We start from the raw sequence: 17,309 nt of genomic DNA on the forward strand, positions 1-17,309 counted from the left end.
GGCCGTTAAACCGCCGGGGCTTTTTATTATACAAACAGACACGAGACAGACATGGATACCCCGACAACATCAATATCTTCATCCGCTATCGCTGGCTCCGTCCACTCGTCGCGACAGCGAGCCCGAAGAGCGGCGTGGGGCAGTTTTATCGGCGCCGTCGTGGACTGGTACGATTTTCTGCTTTACGGCATTGTCGCCGCGCTGGTCTTTAATACGGAGTTCTTCCCGCAGATCAGCCCGGCGATGGGAACGCTGGCGGCCTTTGGCACATTTGGCGTTGGTTTCCTGTTTCGGCCGCTGGGCGGTATTGTGTTTGGCCACTTCGGCGACAAACTGGGCCGCAAACGCATGCTGATGATCACCGTCTGGATGATGGGTCTATCCACCGCGGCGATTGGTTTACTGCCTTCTTTTGCCAGCATTGGCTGGTGGGCGCCGGCTATGCTGGTGACCCTGCGCGCCATTCAGGGTTTCGCCGTCGGCGGCGAATGGGGCGGCGCCACGCTGCTGGCGGTGGAGAACGCGCCGAAAAAGAAAAAAGCGTTTTACAGCAGCGGCGTTCAGGTTGGCTACGGCGTGGGACTGCTGCTGGCTACCGGCTCTATTTCTCTGGTCAGCCATCACACCACGAATGCCGACTTCCTCGACTGGGGCTGGCGCCTGCCGTTTTTATTCAGCGTCGTGCTGGTGGCGGTCGCCTGGTGGATTCGTTCTCGAATGGATGAATCGCAGGAGTTTGAGGCTGAAAAACACCTGCAGGAGAGAGCGAAAAAAGTCCGTTCGTTCCCAATCGTTGAAGCGTTGCGTCAACATCCCAAGTCATTCCTGCTGATTATCGCGCTGCGGCTGGGCGAACTGCTGACAATGTATATCGTCACCGCGTTCGCGCTCAACTATTCCACCGCCAACCTGGGGATGTCGCGCGAGCTGTTTCTGAATATCGGTCTGCTGGTGGGCGGGATTAGCTGTGTGACGATTCCCTGTTTTGCCCGTCTGGCGGATAGCTTCGGGCGGCGCCGAATCTATGTTACCGGCGCGTTTATCGGCGCGGCGTGCGCTTTCCCGTTCTTTATCGCGCTGGAGGCGCAGGCCACGCTGTGGATCCTGTTCTTTGCCGTCATGCTGGCTAACGTGGCGCACGATATGATCGTCAGCGTGCAGCAGCCGATGTTTACCGAATTATTTGGTACGGCCTACCGCTATAGCGGCGCCGGCGTGGGCTACCAGGTGGCCAGCGTAGTGGGCGGCGGTTTTACCCCGTTTATCGCCATCCTGCTGGTGGAGTTTTTAGGCGGTGACTGGCACGGCGTGGCGATCTACCTTGCCGTCGGCTGTTTGCTGTCTGCGTTGGTCGGCATGCGCATGAGGCCGCAAGCGTCTGCCTGATATGTCTACATTAAACGCGCCGGCACAATGTTTTTGTCTGTGCCGGCGCGGCGTGCGCTCATCCATAGCCAGATTTTCCCTACCAGCGGCGGTCGATATCTTCGTGCGTCAGGCCAATGTCTTTCAGCCGCTCATCATTCATCGCGTGCAATATCCTGCGTGTTTTCACTCTGAGCCGCCATGCTCTCCAGCGTGGGTACAGCGAGCGTAGCGTCTCCCGCCAGCCGGATACGCCGGATGAACACAGTGGATGGTGAGTCTGCAATTCCATACTTCCCCCTGTCCGTTAACCTGAGTCTTATCATGCAAGGGAATGTGTGTATGATACAGATGCAGAAAATGACTTTTTTTGACATACAGATTGTGTGATATTGCATCTGAATGGTGATTTTTATCGCTATCTGTACTGCTTTCTGTCGCACTTTCGCCCGGAGACGAAGACTTATGACTCGCTACCAATATCTCGCCTCGCTGCTGGAACGGCGCATCGAGCAGGGGTTATACCAGAGCGGCGAGCGACTGCCGTCGGTCAGGGCGCTGAGTTCAGAGCATGGCGTGAGCATTAGCACCGTACAGCAGGCTTACCATCTGCTGGAGACGCGGCAGCTGATCATGCCGCAGCCGCGATCGGGTTATTTCGTCGCGCCGCGCAAAGCGACGCCGCCGGTACCGGCGTTGACCCGACCCGCGCAGCGCCCGGTGGAGATCACGCAGTGGGCGTCGGTGCTGGAATTGTTCGATACGCCGGTGGATAGCGCTATCCTGAATTTTGGCGACGGCACGCCGGACGTTAATTCCCCTTCGATTAAACCGCTGTGGAAAGCGATGAGCCGCCTGTGCCAGCATCAGGATATGCGGGTGATGAATTATGACAGCATCTATGGCGTGCCGGCGTTGCGCGAGCAGGTCGCCCGTCTGACGGTCGATAGCGGTTGCCAGCTTACGACGGACGACATCGTGATCACTACCGGCTGTCAGGCGGCGCTGTTTATCTCGGTGCGCGCCGTCTGCCAGCCCGGCGATATTATCGCGGTGGAGTCTCCCGCCTTTCCCGGCACCATGCAGATTCTGCGCGGGTTGGATGTCCGGGCGATCGAGATCCCGACCGATGCCGTGACCGGCATCAGTCTTGAAGCGCTGGAGCTGGCGCTGGATCAGTGGCCGATTAAGGCGGTGATGCTGGTGCCGAATTGCAATAATCCGCTGGGTTTCACCATGCCCGACGCGCGCAAAAAGGCGCTGGTCACGCTGGCGCAGCGCTTCGATCTGGCGATTATTGAAGATGACGCCTACGGCGAACTGGCCTATGAGTATCCGCGTCCGCGCACCATTAAATCTTTCGATGAAGATGGTCGGGTGCTGCTCTGTTGCTCCTTCTCCAAAAATCTGGCGCCGGGTCTGCGTATCGGCTGGATCGCGCCGGGTCGCTATCTGGAGCGGGTGATTCATATCAAATATATCAGCACCGGCTATTCGATGGCCCATCCCCAGCTGGCGGTGGCCGAATTTATTGCTCAGGGCCATTATCAGCCGCACCTGCGCCGTATGCGGGCGCAGTACAAATGCAATCTCGACGTGTTTACCTGTTGGGTGCGTCACTATTTCCCCAGCGGCATCTGCGTCAGTCGCCCGCAGGGCGGCTTCCTGATGTGGATCGAACTGCCGGAATCGTTCGATACGCTGAGCCTTAATCGGGAAGTGCGCAAGGTCGGCATCAGCATCGCCGCCGGTTCGCTGTTTTCCGCTTCAGGGAAATACCGTAACTGTCTGCGGCTGAACTATGCGCTGCCGTTTAACGATGAGACGGGCAACGGATTGCGCATCCTGGGCGAAACGGTGAGCCGAATGATGACGCCGCCGCTATAGCGGCATGGCGGGCCGGAACCCGAGGGATAGTTCCGTACCGGCGGATGAAAAGCAGAACCTGGGTTTTGTATGACACAGGATCTGGCCAGCCACGTCCCTGTGACTGACCGGATTACAGTACCCCTGAGCGGCCGTGCTGGCGATCGACGGATTGGCGTAATGCGAGCGCCGCCGACCGGAATCCGATGGCTCAGGCAAGGTCTGCATTTTATTGCGCGCCTCTTCCCAGATAACCGTCCCAGTCCTTCCAGACCGGCTGCAGGCCCGCCTGCACGATCGCCTGCGCCACCTCTTCCGGCCGCCGCGCGTCGTGCGGCGAAAACTGCTCCAGCTCCGGGTGATTATCGGCATAGCCGCCCGGCTGGGTTTTCGAGAATGCGCTGACGTTGTTAATGGCGATGGGAACGGCGTGATCGCGGAAGTAGGGCGATTCGCGGGTAGACAGAGAGAGTTCGATATCCGGCGCCAGCAGACGAAAAGCGCAGATAACCTGCATCAACTGAGCTTCATCCATCAGCGAGGCCGGCTCAATACCGCCGGCGCAGGGGCGCAGTCGGGGGAAGGAAATGGAATAGCGGCTCTGCCAGTAGGTCTGTTGCAGGTAGAGCAGATGTTCCGCCACCATATAGCAGTCGGTGCGCCAGCTGTCCGACAGGCCGATCAGCGCGCCGAGGCCGATCTTATCGATCCCCGCGCGGCCCAGACGATCCGGGGTGTCCAGCCGCCAGCTGAAGTCCTGTTTATGGCCGCGCAGATGGTGCTGCTGGTAGACGGCCGGGTGATAGGTTTCCTGATATACCATCACGCCATCCAGCCCCAGCGTTTTCAACTCGGCGTACTCCTGCCGGGCCAGCGGTTGCACTTCGATCATCAGAGAGCTAAACAGCGGACGGATCAGCGGGAACACGCGACGGAAGTAGTCCATACCAACCTTGCGCTGATGTTCGCCGGTCACCAGCAACAGATGATCGAAGCCCAGCGCTTTGATCGCGGCGCATTCCCGCAGGATCTCCTCGTCGTCCAGCGTCTTGCGTTTAATGTGGTTGCTCATGGAGAAACCGCAGTAGGTGCAGTCGTTTGAACACAGGTTGGACAAATACAGCGGTACGTAAAAGCTCACCGTATTGCCGAAGCGCTGACGGGTGAGTTGCTGCGCCCGTTGCGCCAGCGGTTCGAGATACGCGGCGGCGGCGGGCGAGATCAGCGCCATAAAGTCTTCCCGATCCGGTCGATCGGCGCTTAGCGCGCGTTCAACATCGCGCGCGCTTTTGCTGTTGATCCGCAGGGTCAGATGATCCCAGTCGAGCTGACGGTGGATAGTCTGAAAGTTACTTTCCATCAGATAGCCCCTTCCGTATCCTGCCGGTGCAGAAAACCGGTCAGCGGGCTGGTGGCGCTGGCGGCGAACTGTTTATTGCCCGGCCCGGCCTGGCGCGCCAGCTCTCCCGCTTCGACGGCGATGCGAAAAGCCTGCGCCATTTTTACCGGGTCGCGCGCCACGGCGATGGCGGTATTGACCAGCACCGCGTCGGCCCCCATCTCCAGCGCTTCCACCGCGTGGCTGGGGACGCCGATGCCGGCGTCGACCACCACCGGAACGCGCGACTGCTCAATAATGATGCGCAGAAATTCACGGGTTTTCAGTCCCTGATTCGAGCCGATTGGCGCGCCCAGCGGCATAACGGCGGCGCAGCCGGACTCTTCCAGCCGTTTGCACAATACCGGATCCGCATGGCAATAGGGCAGGACGATAAAACCGTCTTTCACCAGTTGCTCCGCCGCCTTCAGCGTTTCTATCGGGTCTGGCAGCAGATATTTGACGTCCGGGTGAATTTCCAGCTTTATCCAGTGAGTGCCCAGCGCTTCGCGCGCCAGACGGGCGGCGAATATCGCTTCTTCCGCCGTTTTCGCGCCGGAGGTATTGGGCAACAGCTTCACGCCCAGTTGCCGAAGCGGGGCGAGAATCGCGTCGTTGCCGCCTTTCAGATCGACCCGTTTCATGGCCATGGTCACCAGTTGCGACCCTGATGCCTGTAGCGCCTGCGCCATTAGCTGCGGCGTGGCGAATTTTCCGGTTCCCGTCAGCAGACGAGAAGTAAATGTGGTATCGGCAATTTGCAGCATGTCATCCTCCGGCGATTGCCTGAAAAAGCAAAATGTCGTCCCCATCCCGCACCAGCTGGCGATCCCAGTCGGCGCGGGGGACGATGATCTGATTGATGGCCAGCGCAAGGCCCGGCTGCCGGCGATCGAGCTGGCGCAGGAGCGCATTAACGCTGATCGGGCTGGCTAGCTCCAGCGGCGTATCGTTGAGCGTGACCTTCACTCGAGCCTCCCGCAGACCGGGCAGGCGGACGAGGGCGTCAGCTGCAGGGTGTGCCAGCTGTGCTGTCTACCATCGAATAGGCGTAGCTTGCCGTTCAGCGACGAGGGCAAGCCGGCCAGCAGTTTGATCGCTTCAAGCGCCTGGAGCGTGCCGATAACGCCGACCACCGGCCCCAATACGCCGGCGGTGCGGCAGTTGCGCTGCGGCTCGCCATCGTCCGGGTACAGGCAGGCGTAGCAGCCGTGCTCGTAAGGCGCGGTCAGCACCAGCAACTGGCCGCTGAAGCCGACGGCGCTGCCGCTAATCAGCGGTTTGCCGGCGCGGATGCAGGCGGCGTTGACCTCGTGGCGCGTGGTCATGTTGTCGCTGCAGTCAAGCACCACGTCGGCGCGGTTTACCGCCTCCCTCAGCGTTTCGCCGCTCAGCCGCTGCGTCAGCGCACTGTATTCGCCCAGCGGGTTGAGCGCCTGCAATTGGCGCTGGGCCAGTTGCGCCTTCGGATGGTCGACATCCGGCGTGCGGTACAGAATCTGGCGCTGCAGATTGGTCAAATGCAGCGCGTCGTCATCCGCCAGCAGCAGGTGACCGACGCCGGCCGCCGCCAGGTACAGCGACGCCGGCGAACCCAGACCGCCCAGCCCGACCAGCAGCGCGCAGGACGCGCGCAGTTTTTCCTGACCTTCGGGGCCGATATCCTCCAGCAACAGCTGGCGGCTGTAGCGCAGAAATTCCTGATCGCTTAGCACATCACACCTCCCGCCCTTCGATTAAGCGCAGCAGTTCGGCGGTAGCCTGACGCCAGTCGACGGCCTGAGTAATGGCGCTGACGACCGCGATGCTGCCGACCCCGGTGGCCAGCACCGCCGGAACACGCTCGAGGCTGATGCCGCCGATGGCGACGGTGGGGAAGCGATCGCCCAGCGTGTGCAGATGGCGGGCCAGTTCGGCCACGCCCTGCGGTTCGGAGGGCATCGCTTTGGTCTGCGTGGGGAAAATATGGCCGAGAGCGATATAAGAGGGCTGCAGCGCTACGGCGCGGGCCAGTTCGACGTCATCGTGGGTGGATACGCCCAGCCGCAGCCCGGCTCGCTGAATGGTAGCCAGATCGGCGACGTCGAGATCTTCCTGGCCGAGATGCACGCCATAGGCCTGATGCCGGACGGCCAACGCCCAGTAATCATTGATAAACAGGCGCGCCCGGTAGCGGCGGCCGATTTCGACGGCGCGGATAATATCCGGCTCGACCTGTTCATCAGGTAAATCTTTGATGCGCAACTGAATGGTTTTCACGCCTGCCGCCAGCAGGCGCTCAATCCACTGGACGCTATCCACCACCGGATAGAGGCCGAGCCGCGCGTCGGTCGTGGGAAACGGCATCATGGTTTTTCCTCCAGCTGCAGGTCGCCGGCGGCGAGATAAATTTCGCCGCCGCGGGCGCGGAACGCTTCCGACATGCGCGCCATTTCCACTTCGACCGGCTGCGCTTCGGCTTCCTGTCTGGCCGCGTAATCGCGCACTTCCTGCGAGATTTTCATTGAGCAGAATTTCGGCCCGCACATTGAACAGAAGTGGGCGATCTTGCCTGACTCCTGCGGCAGCGTTTCATCGTGATAGGCGCGTGCGGTTTCCGGGTCGAGCGCCAGATTGAACTGATCTTCCCAACGGAATTCGAAACGCGCTTTCGACATGGCGTTATCGCGGATCTGCGCGCCGGGGTGGCCTTTGGCCAGGTCGGCGGCGTGGGCGGCGATTTTGTAGGTAATCAGCCCCTGTTTGACGTCTTCTTTATTCGGCAGCCCGAGGTGTTCTTTCGGCGTGACGTAACACAGCATGGCGCAGCCAAACCAGCCGATCATGGCGGCGCCGATACCGGAGGTGAAGTGATCGTAACCGGGCGCGATATCGGTGGTGAGCGGGCCGAGCGTATAGAACGGCGCTTCGTGACAGTGCTCCAGTTCCTCGGTCATATTGCGCCGAATCATTTGCATCGGGACGTGGCCAGGGCCTTCTATCATTACCTGCACGTCGTACTCCCAGGCGATTTTCGTCAGTTCGCCCAGCGTGTACAGCTCGGCAAACTGCGCCTCATCGTTGGCGTCCTGAATCGAACCGGGACGCAGCCCATCGCCCAGCGACAGCGCAACGTCATATGCGGCGCAAATCTGGCAGATTTCGCGGAAATGCTCGTACAGGAAGCTCTCTTTATGATGCGACAGACACCACTTAGCCATGATGGAGCCGCCGCGTGAGACGATGCCGGTCAACCGTCTGGCGGTCATCGGTACATAGCGCAGCAGTACGCCGGCATGGATGGTGAAGTAGTCGACGCCCTGTTCGGCTTGTTCCAGCAGCGTATCGCGGAACATTTCCCAGTTCAGGTTTTCGGCCACGCCGTTGACCTTTTCCAGCGCCTGATAAATGGGAACCGTACCGATTGGCACGGGACTGTTGCGCAGGATCCATTCTCGGGTTTCGTGAATGTAGCGGCCGGTGGACAGATCCATTACGGTATCGGCGCCCCAGCGGGTGGACCATACCAGTTTTTCCACTTCTTCTTCGATGGAAGAGGTCAGCGCCGAATTGCCGATATTGGCGTTAACTTTCACCAAAAAGTTGCGGCCGATGATCATCGGTTCGGACTCGGGGTGATTGATATTGGCGGGGATAATGGCGCGCCCGGCGGCCACCTCCTGGCGCACGAATTCGGGCGTGATATTTTCCGGCAGATGCGCGCCGAAACTCTGGCCGGCATGCTGCTGCCGCAGGACGCTGTCGCGGATTCGCTCGCGGCCCATATTTTCGCGAATGGCAATGAACTCCATTTCCGGCGTAATCACGCCCTGGCGGGCGTAGTGCAACTGGGTGACTCGCCGGCCCTGACGGGCGCGGCGCGGGCTCGGCAACTGTTCGAAACGCAGATGATCCAGCCCGGCGTCGGCCAGCCGCTGTTGGGTAAAGCCGGAACTGACCTGCGGCAACGTTTCCGTATCGTCGCGCTCTTCGATCCAGCCGGCGCGCAGCCGGGTCAGTCCGACGCGTACGTCTGGCCGGGCGTCGGGGTCGCCGTAAGGGCCGGCGGTATCGTAGACCGGCACCGGTTCGTTAGGCTGATAAACCGGCTGTTGTTTGCTGCCGCCGGTCAGGGTCGGGCTCAGCTGTATTTCGCGCATCGGCACGCGGATATCGGCGCGGGAGCCGCTCAGATAAATACGTTTTGACGCGGGGAAAGCGCTGCCCTGCAGGGCATTGATAAATTGCTGCGCGGCGGCGCGCTGTTCACGGCGGCCTGGTTTTTTCTGCTGTATGGAAGACATAGCAATTCCTGTGGTGTGGAAAGGGAAAATTGCTTGTCCGGAGGCGGGGGGAGTAACCAGAATCGATAATCACCGACTCAGCCGGTAAGCGGCGTTGCGGGATGGATCGATGGAGGATGTTTTACTCTTGTTCCCTTCGCAGGTATTAGCCTGATCAGGTTCCGCGGATCCCGAATTAACGGTCTCAGCCCGAGCACGTGGATTCACACGCACAAGGCACTCCGACAAGATAGCCTCAATAAGTATAGGTGTGCTGATTAAAACTACAACTGATTAATCGCGCAGGCGCGTTGACGGGCGGGGGCGAGCCGGTGGACTTGTAGGCTCCGCCCGATTAACGCATTATTGCCACTTGCGCATTCAGACCCGCGATGCGGCCCGGCGATGCCGGCCGGAACGGAAAACCCGGGTTATCAGTATCCTGTCATCACCCAGGTGGTAAAAGACGGATCCAGTCGAGAGAGATAGCAGAAAAAATGCAACAGCAGACGTTAAATGGTGATGAATATGGCTGGTGGATCGTCAGCCACGATAATCTGATCTGGCTGCCCGGCGCGGAACTGCCGCAGGGAACCGCCGCGCAGTGGTCCCTGCAGGGCAAAAGCGCGCTGCAAATCGGTGAATGGGACGGGCTGCCGGTGTGGTTGATTCAGTGTGCGATGGAATCGGATATGGGCTCGGTCCGTCAACTGATCGACTGCGATAAAGAGCTGTTTCAACTGGCCGGCCGCGGCGTACAGCTGGCGGAATTCTACCGTTCGCACCGTTTTTGCGGCTATTGCGGCCATGAAATGACGCCGGGTCGGGCGGAGTGGGTGTGTCTGTGCCCCGGCTGCCGGCAACGATATTATCCGCAGATTGCGCCCTGTATTATCGTCGCCATCCGGCGGCGCGATGAAATTCTGCTGGCTCAGCACCAGCGCCACCGCGGCAATATGTATACCGTGCTGGCCGGTTTCGTCGAAGTCGGCGAAACGCTGGAGCAAACGGTCGCGCGCGAAGTGATGGAAGAAAGCCAGGTGCGCGTTAAGAATCTGCGCTATATCAGTTCTCAGCCGTGGCCGTTTCCGCATTCGCTCATGATGGCTTTTACCGCCGAATATAGCGGCGGGGAATTAAAGCCCGATCCGAAAGAGCTGCGCGACGCCGGCTGGTTTCGCTACGATCGGTTGCCGTTGCTGCCGCCTGCCGGCACCGTGGCGCGCCGGCTGATTGAAGATACCATTGTGCACTGCCGTCAGTGGCGAGAGGAAAACGGCGAGTCCGTCGATTGATGAAAGGAAAGCAACATGAGTGAGCTGAAGAACGATCGCTACTTACGCGCGCTGCTGCGTCAGCCGGTCGACGCGACGCCGGTGTGGATGATGCGTCAGGCCGGTCGCTATCTGCCGGAGTACAAGGCGGTGCGTGCTCAGGCCGGCGATTTTATGTCGCTGTGCAAAAATGCCGAGCTGGCCTGTGAGGTCACGCTGCAGCCGCTGCGCCGCTATGCGCTGGATGCGGCGATCCTGTTCTCCGACATTCTGACCATACCGGATGCGATGGGGCTGGGGCTGTATTTTGAGGCCGGCGAGGGGCCGCGGTTTCAGCGTCCGCTGACCAGCCGGCGCGAGGTGGAGCAACTGCCGGTGCCCGACCCGGAACGGGAGTTGGGCTATGTGATGAACGCCGTCCGGTTAATCCGGCGTAATCTTGCCGGCCAGGTGCCGTTGATCGGTTTTTCCGGCAGTCCGTGGACGCTGGCGACCTATATGGTGGAAGGCGGCAGCAGTAAGGCGTTCACCAAAATAAAGAAAATGCTGTATGCCGAGCCGGATACGCTGCACCTGTTGCTGGATAAGCTAGCCGATAGCGTTATTCTGTATCTGAACGCGCAGATTCAGGCCGGCGCGCAGTCCATCATGGTGTTCGATACCTGGGGCGGCGCGCTGACCGGCCGCGACTATCGGACCTTTTCGCTGAACTACATGCATAAGATCGTCGATGGTCTGATCCGCGAAAATGACGGTCGTCGGGTGCCGGTTACGCTGTTTACCAAAGGCGGCGGCCAGTGGCTGGAGGCGATGGCGGAGACCGGGTGCGATGCGCTGGGGCTGGACTGGACCACGGATATTGGTCAGGCGCGCGCGCGCGTCGGGCACCGGGTCGCTCTGCAGGGCAATATGGATCCTTCAGTGTTGTATGCCGCGCCCGAACAGATTCGTCATGAGGTCGATACGATTCTGAACGCTTTCGGCGCGCACAACGGGCACGTGTTCAATCTTGGTCACGGTATTCACCAGGACGTGCCGCCTGAACACGCCGGCGCGTTTGTCGATGCGGTTCACACGCTGTCGCGTCGCTGGCATCAGGCCGACGGAGATGATTGATACGGCGGCTCTGCGGACTGAGCAACTGGCCAGCGCATCACGCGTTGTGCGCGAGGACGCGATGCCTTTCGACCAGCCAACGTTGATCGCCGGCGCCGATGTCGGTTTTGAACAAGGCGGCGCGATCACCCGCGCGGCGTTGGTGCTGCTGCGCTATCCGTCGCTGTCGCTGGTGGAATACCGGATCGCGCGCATCGCCACCACTATGCCCTATATTCCCGGTTTTCTCTCGTTTCGTGAATATCCGGCGCTGCTGGCGGCGTGGCAACAACTGCGTCAGAAACCGGATTTGCTGTTCGTCGACGGGCATGGTCTCTCGCATCCGCGCCGGCTGGGCGTGGCCAGTCATTTCGGTCTGCTGGTGGATGTGCCGACTATCGGCGTCGCTAAGCGCCGCCTGTGCGGCCATGCCGAACCGCTGGAGGACGCGGTGGGCAGCCGGCGACCGTTGCTGGATAAGGGCGAACAGATTGGTTGGGTGTGGCGCAGCAAGGCGCGTTGTAATCCGCTGTTCGTTTCGACCGGTCATCGGGTGGGGCTGGACAGCGCGTTGCTGTGGGTGAGCCGCTGTATGAAGGGCTATCGCCTGCCGGAGCCGACGCGTTGGGCGGATGCGGTGGCCTCGCGGCGACCGGCGTTCCAGCGCTGGCTGGCGCAACATCCGGCGCAAGATGAGGGCGGCGCAGGTTAACGGCCCGCGCGGTGGAATTTAGGAATACAGGAATAGGGCGCGGATATAATTTCAGGTACACTGCGCCCACAAACGAAAGAGTACACAATAAAAAATGTTACGTAACCCGATTCATTTGCGCCTCGAAAGGCTGGAAAGCTGGCAACATGTCACTTTCATGGCTAGTCTTTGTGAGCGTATGTATCCTAACTACCACGAGTTTTGCCGGCAGACCGGATTCGGCGAGCCGATGATTTACCGGCGTATTCTCGATCTGGTGTGGGAAACGCTGATAGTGAAAGACGCAAAGGTTAACTTTGACAGCCAGCTGGAAAAGCTGGAGTCAGCCATCCCGGTTGCTGAGGATTATGACATTTACGGCGTTTATCCGGCTATCGACGCCTGTATCGCGCTGGGTGAGCTGGTGCATTCCCGTTTAAGCGGCGAAACGCTGGAACATGCGGTGGCGATCAGCGAAGCCTCGATACGTTCGGTCGCCATGCTGGAAATGACGCAGGCGGGCCGGGAGATGACCGATGAAGAACTCCAGAGTCTGCCTGCCATTGAGCAGGAATGGGACGCGCAATGGGAGATTTTTCGCCTGTTGGCCGCCTGTGAGGAACGCGACCTTGAACTGATCAAAGGACTGCGTTCTGACCTGCGGGAAGATGCAGTAAGTAATATCGGGATAATTTTAAGCCAGTAAGGCAAGAAAACATGGTTTTCCGCCTGAATTGACGGCCTTAAAGGCTTCACATTCGCACCCTGTCTGGTCTACATTGGGGGGCGTAAAAAAAGTGGCTGTCGGTGCGTATATGCAGAGGAGAGTGCTGTTATGGCCTGTCCGTCGCACTCGATGCTTAGCAAGCGATAAACACACTGTAAGGATAACGTATGAACAAGACTCAACTTATTGATGTAATTGCGGACAAGGCTGATCTTTCCAAAGCACAAGCCAAAGTAGCCCTGGAATCGACCCTGACTGCGATTACCGAGTCTCTGAAAGAAGGTGATGCAGTACAATTAGTGGGCTTTGGCACATTCAAAGTTAATCATCGTAGCGAGCGCACTGGCCGCAACCCGCAGACCGGAAAAGAGATTAAAATCGCCGCTGCTAACGTGCCTGCGTTTGTTTCCGGTAAAGCACTGAAAGACGCCGTTAAGTAAGCCAAACCGGTGAACAGTTTTAGCAGAGGGGCGAAATCGCCCCTTTTGTTTTTTCTGCGCCGGGTCGGCATGCTGCTGGCGGTTGGGCTGTTGGCGGCATGCAGCAATCGTGCGGCGCCGCCGGCGGTCAGCGCCAGCGGTTATATCGCCGATAACGGCGTGGTGCGCCTGTGGCGCAAAGATGACGCCCGGCAGGGTATCATTACGCTGATTAGCGTGTTCAGCCCTTTCCATGGCGATCATACACAGATAACCCATTACCAGTATCGCGCCGCGGCGATACGCGATATTCAACGCGAACAGCTGGGCGCATCGGCGCAGGAAGTACAGCTGCGCTTTGATGCGAACGGGGCGGTCAGCTTTATGCAGCGTCAGCTCGCCCAGCGGCGTGAATCGCTTTCGGCCGATGAAATCGCGCGCTATCAGTTTGACGCGCGTCGTATGCTGGAACTCAGCGACAGTCTGCGCGCCGGCAATGTGCGGCTCAGGCAGGGGATCTGGCGGGAAGGCGTGGTCACTACCTGCGACGGGCAGTCGCTGCGGCCCGCTCTGGATCGGGAGTCGCGCCTGTGGATCGTCAGGCGTACCGGCAACGCGCGCGGCCTGCTCAGCGTAGCCTGGCTGGAGGCGCCGGAAGGAACCCAACTGCTGCTGGCGGCTCATGCGAACTTTTGTTTATGGGAACCGAAACTGGACGCGCTCTGACGCACTCAGCTAAAGACGCGATGGCCCGCCGAAGCGGACCATGCGGGCAGATATCAGCGTTTCTGTTCGCGCGCGATGGCGCGATAGCCGATATCGTGACGATAGAAGCAGCCATCCCAGCGGATGTTCTGCGCCAGCGCATAGGCCTGACGCTGCGCGTCGGCGACGCTATCGCCCAGCGCGGTGACGCACAGTACGCGCCCGCCGCTGGTGACGACCTCATCTCCCTGTAGCCGCGTGCCGGCATGGAATACCTTCTGGTCAGCCAGCTCCTGCTGCGGCAGTCCCGCGATCGGAAGACCGGTGGCGTAGTCGCCCGGGTAGCCGCCGGCCGCCAGTACAACGCCCAGAGACGGACGAGGATCCCAGTCGGACTGCTGCTCGTCCAGCCGGCCTGCGCAGGCGGCTAGGCAAAGCGCGACCAGATCGGAGCGTAACCGCAGCATGATGGGCTGGGTTTCCGGATCGCCGAAGCGGCAGTTGAACTCAATCACTTTCGGCTGCCCGTCGGCGGCAATCATCAGCCCCGCGTACAAAAAGCCGGTGTAGACGTTGCCTTCGGCCGCCATGCCTTGCACCGTGGGCCAGATAACCTGATTCATTACACGTTGATGAATCTCATCGCTTACCACTGGCGCGGGCGAGTAGGCGCCCATGCCGCCGGTGTTCAGGCCGGTGTCGCCGTCGCCCACGCGTTTGTGGTCCTGGCTGGTGGCCATCGGCAGAACGTGTTCGCCGTCGACCATCACGATGAAGCTGGCCTCTTCGCCTGCAAGAAACTCCTCCACCACAATACGGTGACCCGCGTCGCCGAAGGCGTTGCCGGCCAGCATGTCATGAACGGCCGTTTCGGCTTCGGCCAGCGTCATGGCTACGATCACGCCCTTGCCTGCGGCCAGACCGTCCGCTTTAATCACGATCGGCGCGCCTTTCCGGCGCACGTAAGCCAGAGCGGGTTCGACTTCGGTAAAGTTCTGGTATTCCGCGCTCGGGATGTTATGGCGCGCGAGGAAGTCTTTAGTGAAGGCTTTGGAGCCTTCCAGTTGCGCGGCGGCCTGAGTCGGCCCGAAGATATTCAGCCCGGCGGCGCGAAACGCGTCGACCACGCCAATCACCAGCGGCGCCTCCGGCCCGACGATGGTCAGGCCGATATCGTGGCTGCGGGCGAAGGCGAGCAGCCCCTGGATATCGGTCGCGGCGATATCCACATTTTCCAGCGCCGGTTCGAGCGCCGTACCGGCATTGCCCGGCGCGACGTACACTTTATCCGCCAGAGGCGACTGGGCGGCTTTCCAGCCGAGCGCGTGCTCGCGGCCGCCGTTACCAATGATTAAAATATTCATTAAGGGCTCCTGATTAATGGCGGAAGTGACGCATGTCGGTGAAGATCATGGCGATGCCGTGCTCATTGGCGGCCGCAATCACTTCGTCATCACGAATGGAGCCGCCGGGTTGGATCACGCAGCTCACGCCTACCGCAGCGGCGGCGTCAATCCCGTCGCGGAACGGGAAGAAAGCGTCTGAGGCCATCGCCGAACCTTTGACTTCCAGCCCTTCGTCGTCGGCCTTGATCCCGGCAATTTTCGCGGAGTACACCCTGCTCATCTGACCCGCGCCGATGCCGATGGTCATATTGTCTCTGGCGTAGACGATGGCGTTGGATTTAACGAATTTGGCGACCTTCCAGCAGAACAGCGCGTCACGCAGTTCCTGCCCGGAAGGGTGACGTTCGGTCACGATACGCAACTGGCTGGCGTCGACCATGCCCAGATCGCGATCCTGCACCAGCAGCCCGCCGTTCACGCGTTTGAAGTCGAGACTGGCGACGCGCTGTTGCCACTGCCCGCAGGTCAGCACGCGCACGTTCTGTTTGGCGGCGGTCACCTGCAGCGCGGCGTCGCTGACGGACGGGGCGATAATCACTTCAACGAACTGGCGGCTGATGATCGCTTTGGCGGTTTCGGCGTCCAGCTCGCGGTTGAAGGCGATGATGCCGCCAAATGCGGACGTCGGGTCGGTTTTGTAGGCGCGCTCGTAAGCGTGCAGAATAGAGGTGCCGATGGCCACGCCGCACGGGTTGGCATGTTTGACGATAACGCAGGCGGGTTCATTAAATTCTTTTACGCACTCCAGCGCTGCGTCGGTATCGGCGATATTGTTGTAGGACAGCGCCTTACCCTGCAGCTGTTGCGCCGTCGCCACCGATGCATCATTCAGGTTCTCTTCAATATAGAAGGCCGCCTTCTGATGGCTGTTTTCGCCGTAGCGCATATCCTGTTTTTTGATGTAGTTCAGGTTCAGCGTGCGCGGGAAGTGGCCGGACGGTTTATCGGTCTCGCCATAATAAGGTTTCACCAGCGTGCCGAAGTAGTTGGCGATGGTGCTGTCGTAGGCGGCGGTATGTTCAAAGGCTTTGATCGCCAGGTTAAAGCGGGTGTCCAGCGTCAGCGAACCGTCGTTGCCGTCCATCTCCGCAATAAGAGCGGCATAGTCGCTGCTCTTTACCACAATCGCCACATCGTTATAGTTCTTTGCCGCGGAGCGCACCATAGTCGGGCCGCCGATATCGATATTTTCCACGGCGTCTTCCAGCGGGCAGTCAGCGCGCGCCACTGTGCGAGCGAAAGGATAAAGGTTCACTACCACCATATCGATAGGTTTGATGCTGTGCTGTTCCATGACGGCGTCATCCTTGCCGCGACGGCCCAGAATCCCGCCGTGTACTTTTGGATGCAGCGTTTTGACACGTCCGTCCATCATCTCAGGAAAACCGGTATAGTCGGACACTTCGGTGACCGTTAAGCCAGCATCGGCCAGCAGACGAGCGGTGCCGCCGGTAGACAGCAGTTCAACTCCACGCTGAGACAGTGCCTGAGCAAATTCGACGATGCCGGCTTTATCAGAAACACTGAGCAGCGCGCGGCGGATAGGACGACGTTGTTGCATGATGGTTTAATCCCCTGACTTTGGATTGCTGAAGCAATTTAAAGAGCGTTACGTGAATATTATTCCTTTACCGGTACGGCCAAAAGCGCGCAGCGGGCAAAAAAATATTCAGCTAACCTCTCCGGTCAGACGTATTTTAACGCGGAGAATTGTAGCGAAAACGTTTGCGTGATGCTCGTCTAATTTCAGAGAAGATCTGGATTGTGGATAAATCTGTGTGTAACTGGGTATAAAGCGGCCTTTTGCTGTGGAATGCAGCAGTCGGCTATTTTTCTGCAAAATACCTGTTGCGGCTTGTCAGGAAGTCCCTATAATGCGCTCCCACTGACACGGCAACAGCGATTACGCAGTTGTACGGTGAGTAAGAAGTCAGGCAATAATTACTTGACTTCACAGCGGAAAAGCATATTATTTGCGGCCCGCGCCACGGTGAATGTCGCGGCACTGCTCTTTAACAATTAATCAGACAATCTGTGTGGGCACTCACAGGACCGTATCGTAAAAGATACAAGAAAGTCCTGAAGAGTGACTGACAGTTAATTCATTACGAACTAACAGTA

17 protein-coding genes and 1 riboswitch are annotated in these 17,309 nt (G+C 59.5%); of the genes, 8 read left to right on the top strand and 9 right to left on the bottom strand.

Going from position 1 to position 17,309, the window contains the following annotated elements; translation table 11 throughout:
• Positions 1 to 51 precede the first annotated feature (51 nt).
• A complete protein-coding gene (gene shiA, locus FJU30_RS25365) occupies positions 52 to 1,386 on the top strand; it encodes a shikimate transporter (RefSeq protein ID WP_150437741.1) in 1,335 nt (444 codons plus the stop codon).
• Positions 1,387 to 1,465: 79 nt separating this feature from the next.
• Here shiA and FJU30_RS25370 read toward each other — a convergent pair whose 3' ends face one another.
• Positions 1,466 to 1,657: a DUF1127 domain-containing protein gene (locus FJU30_RS25370; RefSeq protein ID WP_150437742.1), complete on the bottom strand. Its 192-nt coding sequence runs from the start codon at positions 1,655 to 1,657 to the stop codon at positions 1,466 to 1,468.
• 173 nt (positions 1,658 to 1,830) lie between these two features.
• Between FJU30_RS25370 and FJU30_RS25375 the strand changes: the two genes are divergently transcribed.
• A complete protein-coding gene (locus FJU30_RS25375; protein WP_150437743.1) occupies positions 1,831 to 3,252 on the top strand; it encodes an aminotransferase-like domain-containing protein in 1,422 nt (473 codons plus the stop codon).
• A gap of 208 nt (positions 3,253 to 3,460) precedes the next feature.
• On the opposite strand, the gene thiH is transcribed toward FJU30_RS25375, so the two are convergent.
• The 6 genes from thiH to thiC are packed head-to-tail and all read right to left on the bottom strand — an operon-like array spanning position 3,461 to position 8,892.
• Positions 3,461 to 4,591: a 2-iminoacetate synthase ThiH gene (gene thiH, locus FJU30_RS25380; RefSeq protein ID WP_150437744.1), complete on the bottom strand. Its 1,131-nt coding sequence runs from the start codon at positions 4,589 to 4,591 to the stop codon at positions 3,461 to 3,463.
• Positions 4,591 to 5,376 (bottom strand): thiazole synthase, encoded by a 786-nt coding sequence (gene thiG, locus FJU30_RS25385; protein WP_150437745.1) that lies wholly within the window; start codon positions 5,374 to 5,376, stop codon positions 4,591 to 4,593. Before thiG ends, thiH begins: the two co-directional genes overlap by 1 nt.
• A 1-nt stretch (position 5,377) precedes the next feature.
• On the bottom strand, positions 5,378 to 5,578 hold the full coding sequence (gene thiS, locus FJU30_RS25390; protein WP_150437746.1) for a sulfur carrier protein ThiS: 201 nt from the start codon (positions 5,576 to 5,578) through the stop codon (positions 5,378 to 5,380).
• Positions 5,575 to 6,324 (bottom strand): HesA/MoeB/ThiF family protein, encoded by a 750-nt coding sequence (locus FJU30_RS25395; RefSeq protein WP_150437747.1) that lies wholly within the window; start codon positions 6,322 to 6,324, stop codon positions 5,575 to 5,577. Before FJU30_RS25395 ends, thiS begins: the two co-directional genes overlap by 4 nt.
• Before the next feature lies 1 nt (position 6,325).
• Entirely contained in the window at positions 6,326 to 6,958 is a 633-nt protein-coding gene (thiE, locus tag FJU30_RS25400) for a thiamine phosphate synthase (protein WP_150437748.1), read from the bottom strand.
• Positions 6,955 to 8,892, bottom strand: a complete 1,938-nt coding sequence (gene thiC, locus FJU30_RS25405; RefSeq protein WP_150437749.1) for a phosphomethylpyrimidine synthase ThiC — start codon at positions 8,890 to 8,892, stop codon at positions 6,955 to 6,957. Before thiC ends, thiE begins: the two co-directional genes overlap by 4 nt.
• A 114-nt stretch (positions 8,893 to 9,006) precedes the next feature.
• A riboswitch (TPP riboswitch) is annotated at positions 9,007 to 9,126 on the bottom strand.
• 242 nt (positions 9,127 to 9,368) lie between these two features.
• On the opposite strand from thiC, the gene nudC reads away from it, so the two are divergent.
• The 6 genes from nudC to FJU30_RS25435 all read left to right on the top strand — a co-directional run bounded on the left by nudC (position 9,369) and on the right by FJU30_RS25435 (position 13,803).
• A complete protein-coding gene (nudC, locus tag FJU30_RS25410) occupies positions 9,369 to 10,166 on the top strand; it encodes an NAD(+) diphosphatase (protein WP_150437750.1) in 798 nt (265 codons plus the stop codon).
• Positions 10,167 to 10,181: 15 nt separating this feature from the next.
• Positions 10,182 to 11,261 carry a uroporphyrinogen decarboxylase gene (hemE, locus tag FJU30_RS25415; RefSeq protein WP_150437751.1) on the top strand — a complete coding sequence of 360 codons (1,080 nt, stop codon included), beginning with the start codon at positions 10,182 to 10,184 and terminating at the stop codon, positions 11,259 to 11,261.
• A complete protein-coding gene (gene nfi / locus FJU30_RS25420) occupies positions 11,254 to 11,952 on the top strand; it encodes a deoxyribonuclease V (protein WP_150437752.1) in 699 nt (232 codons plus the stop codon). The genes hemE and nfi overlap by 8 nt, the downstream gene beginning before the upstream one ends.
• Positions 11,953 to 12,046: 94 nt before the next feature.
• Entirely contained in the window at positions 12,047 to 12,637 is a 591-nt protein-coding gene (locus FJU30_RS25425) for a YjaG family protein (RefSeq protein WP_150437753.1), read from the top strand.
• A gap of 188 nt (positions 12,638 to 12,825) precedes the next feature.
• Positions 12,826 to 13,098, top strand: coding sequence for a nucleoid-associated protein HU-alpha (gene hupA / locus FJU30_RS25430; RefSeq protein WP_150437754.1), 273 nt, complete (start codon positions 12,826 to 12,828; stop codon positions 13,096 to 13,098).
• A gap of 54 nt (positions 13,099 to 13,152) precedes the next feature.
• Entirely contained in the window at positions 13,153 to 13,803 is a 651-nt protein-coding gene (locus tag FJU30_RS25435) for a DUF1481 domain-containing protein (RefSeq protein ID WP_150437759.1), read from the top strand.
• 53 nt (positions 13,804 to 13,856) lie between these two features.
• Here the strand turns inward: FJU30_RS25435 and purD are convergent, their stop codons facing one another.
• Both purD and purH read right to left on the bottom strand, forming a co-directional pair.
• Positions 13,857 to 15,146 carry a phosphoribosylamine--glycine ligase gene (gene purD, locus FJU30_RS25440; protein ID WP_150437755.1) on the bottom strand — a complete coding sequence of 430 codons (1,290 nt, stop codon included), beginning with the start codon at positions 15,144 to 15,146 and terminating at the stop codon, positions 13,857 to 13,859.
• Between the two features lie 13 nt (positions 15,147 to 15,159).
• The gene (gene purH / locus FJU30_RS25445; RefSeq protein WP_150437756.1) at positions 15,160 to 16,749 is read right to left on the bottom strand and encodes a bifunctional phosphoribosylaminoimidazolecarboxamide formyltransferase/IMP cyclohydrolase; all 1,590 of its coding nucleotides are present in this window, start codon (positions 16,747 to 16,749) and stop codon (positions 15,160 to 15,162) included.
• Positions 16,750 to 17,309 lie beyond the last annotated feature (560 nt).

The sequence above is a fragment of the Affinibrenneria salicis genome, assembly GCF_008710095.1.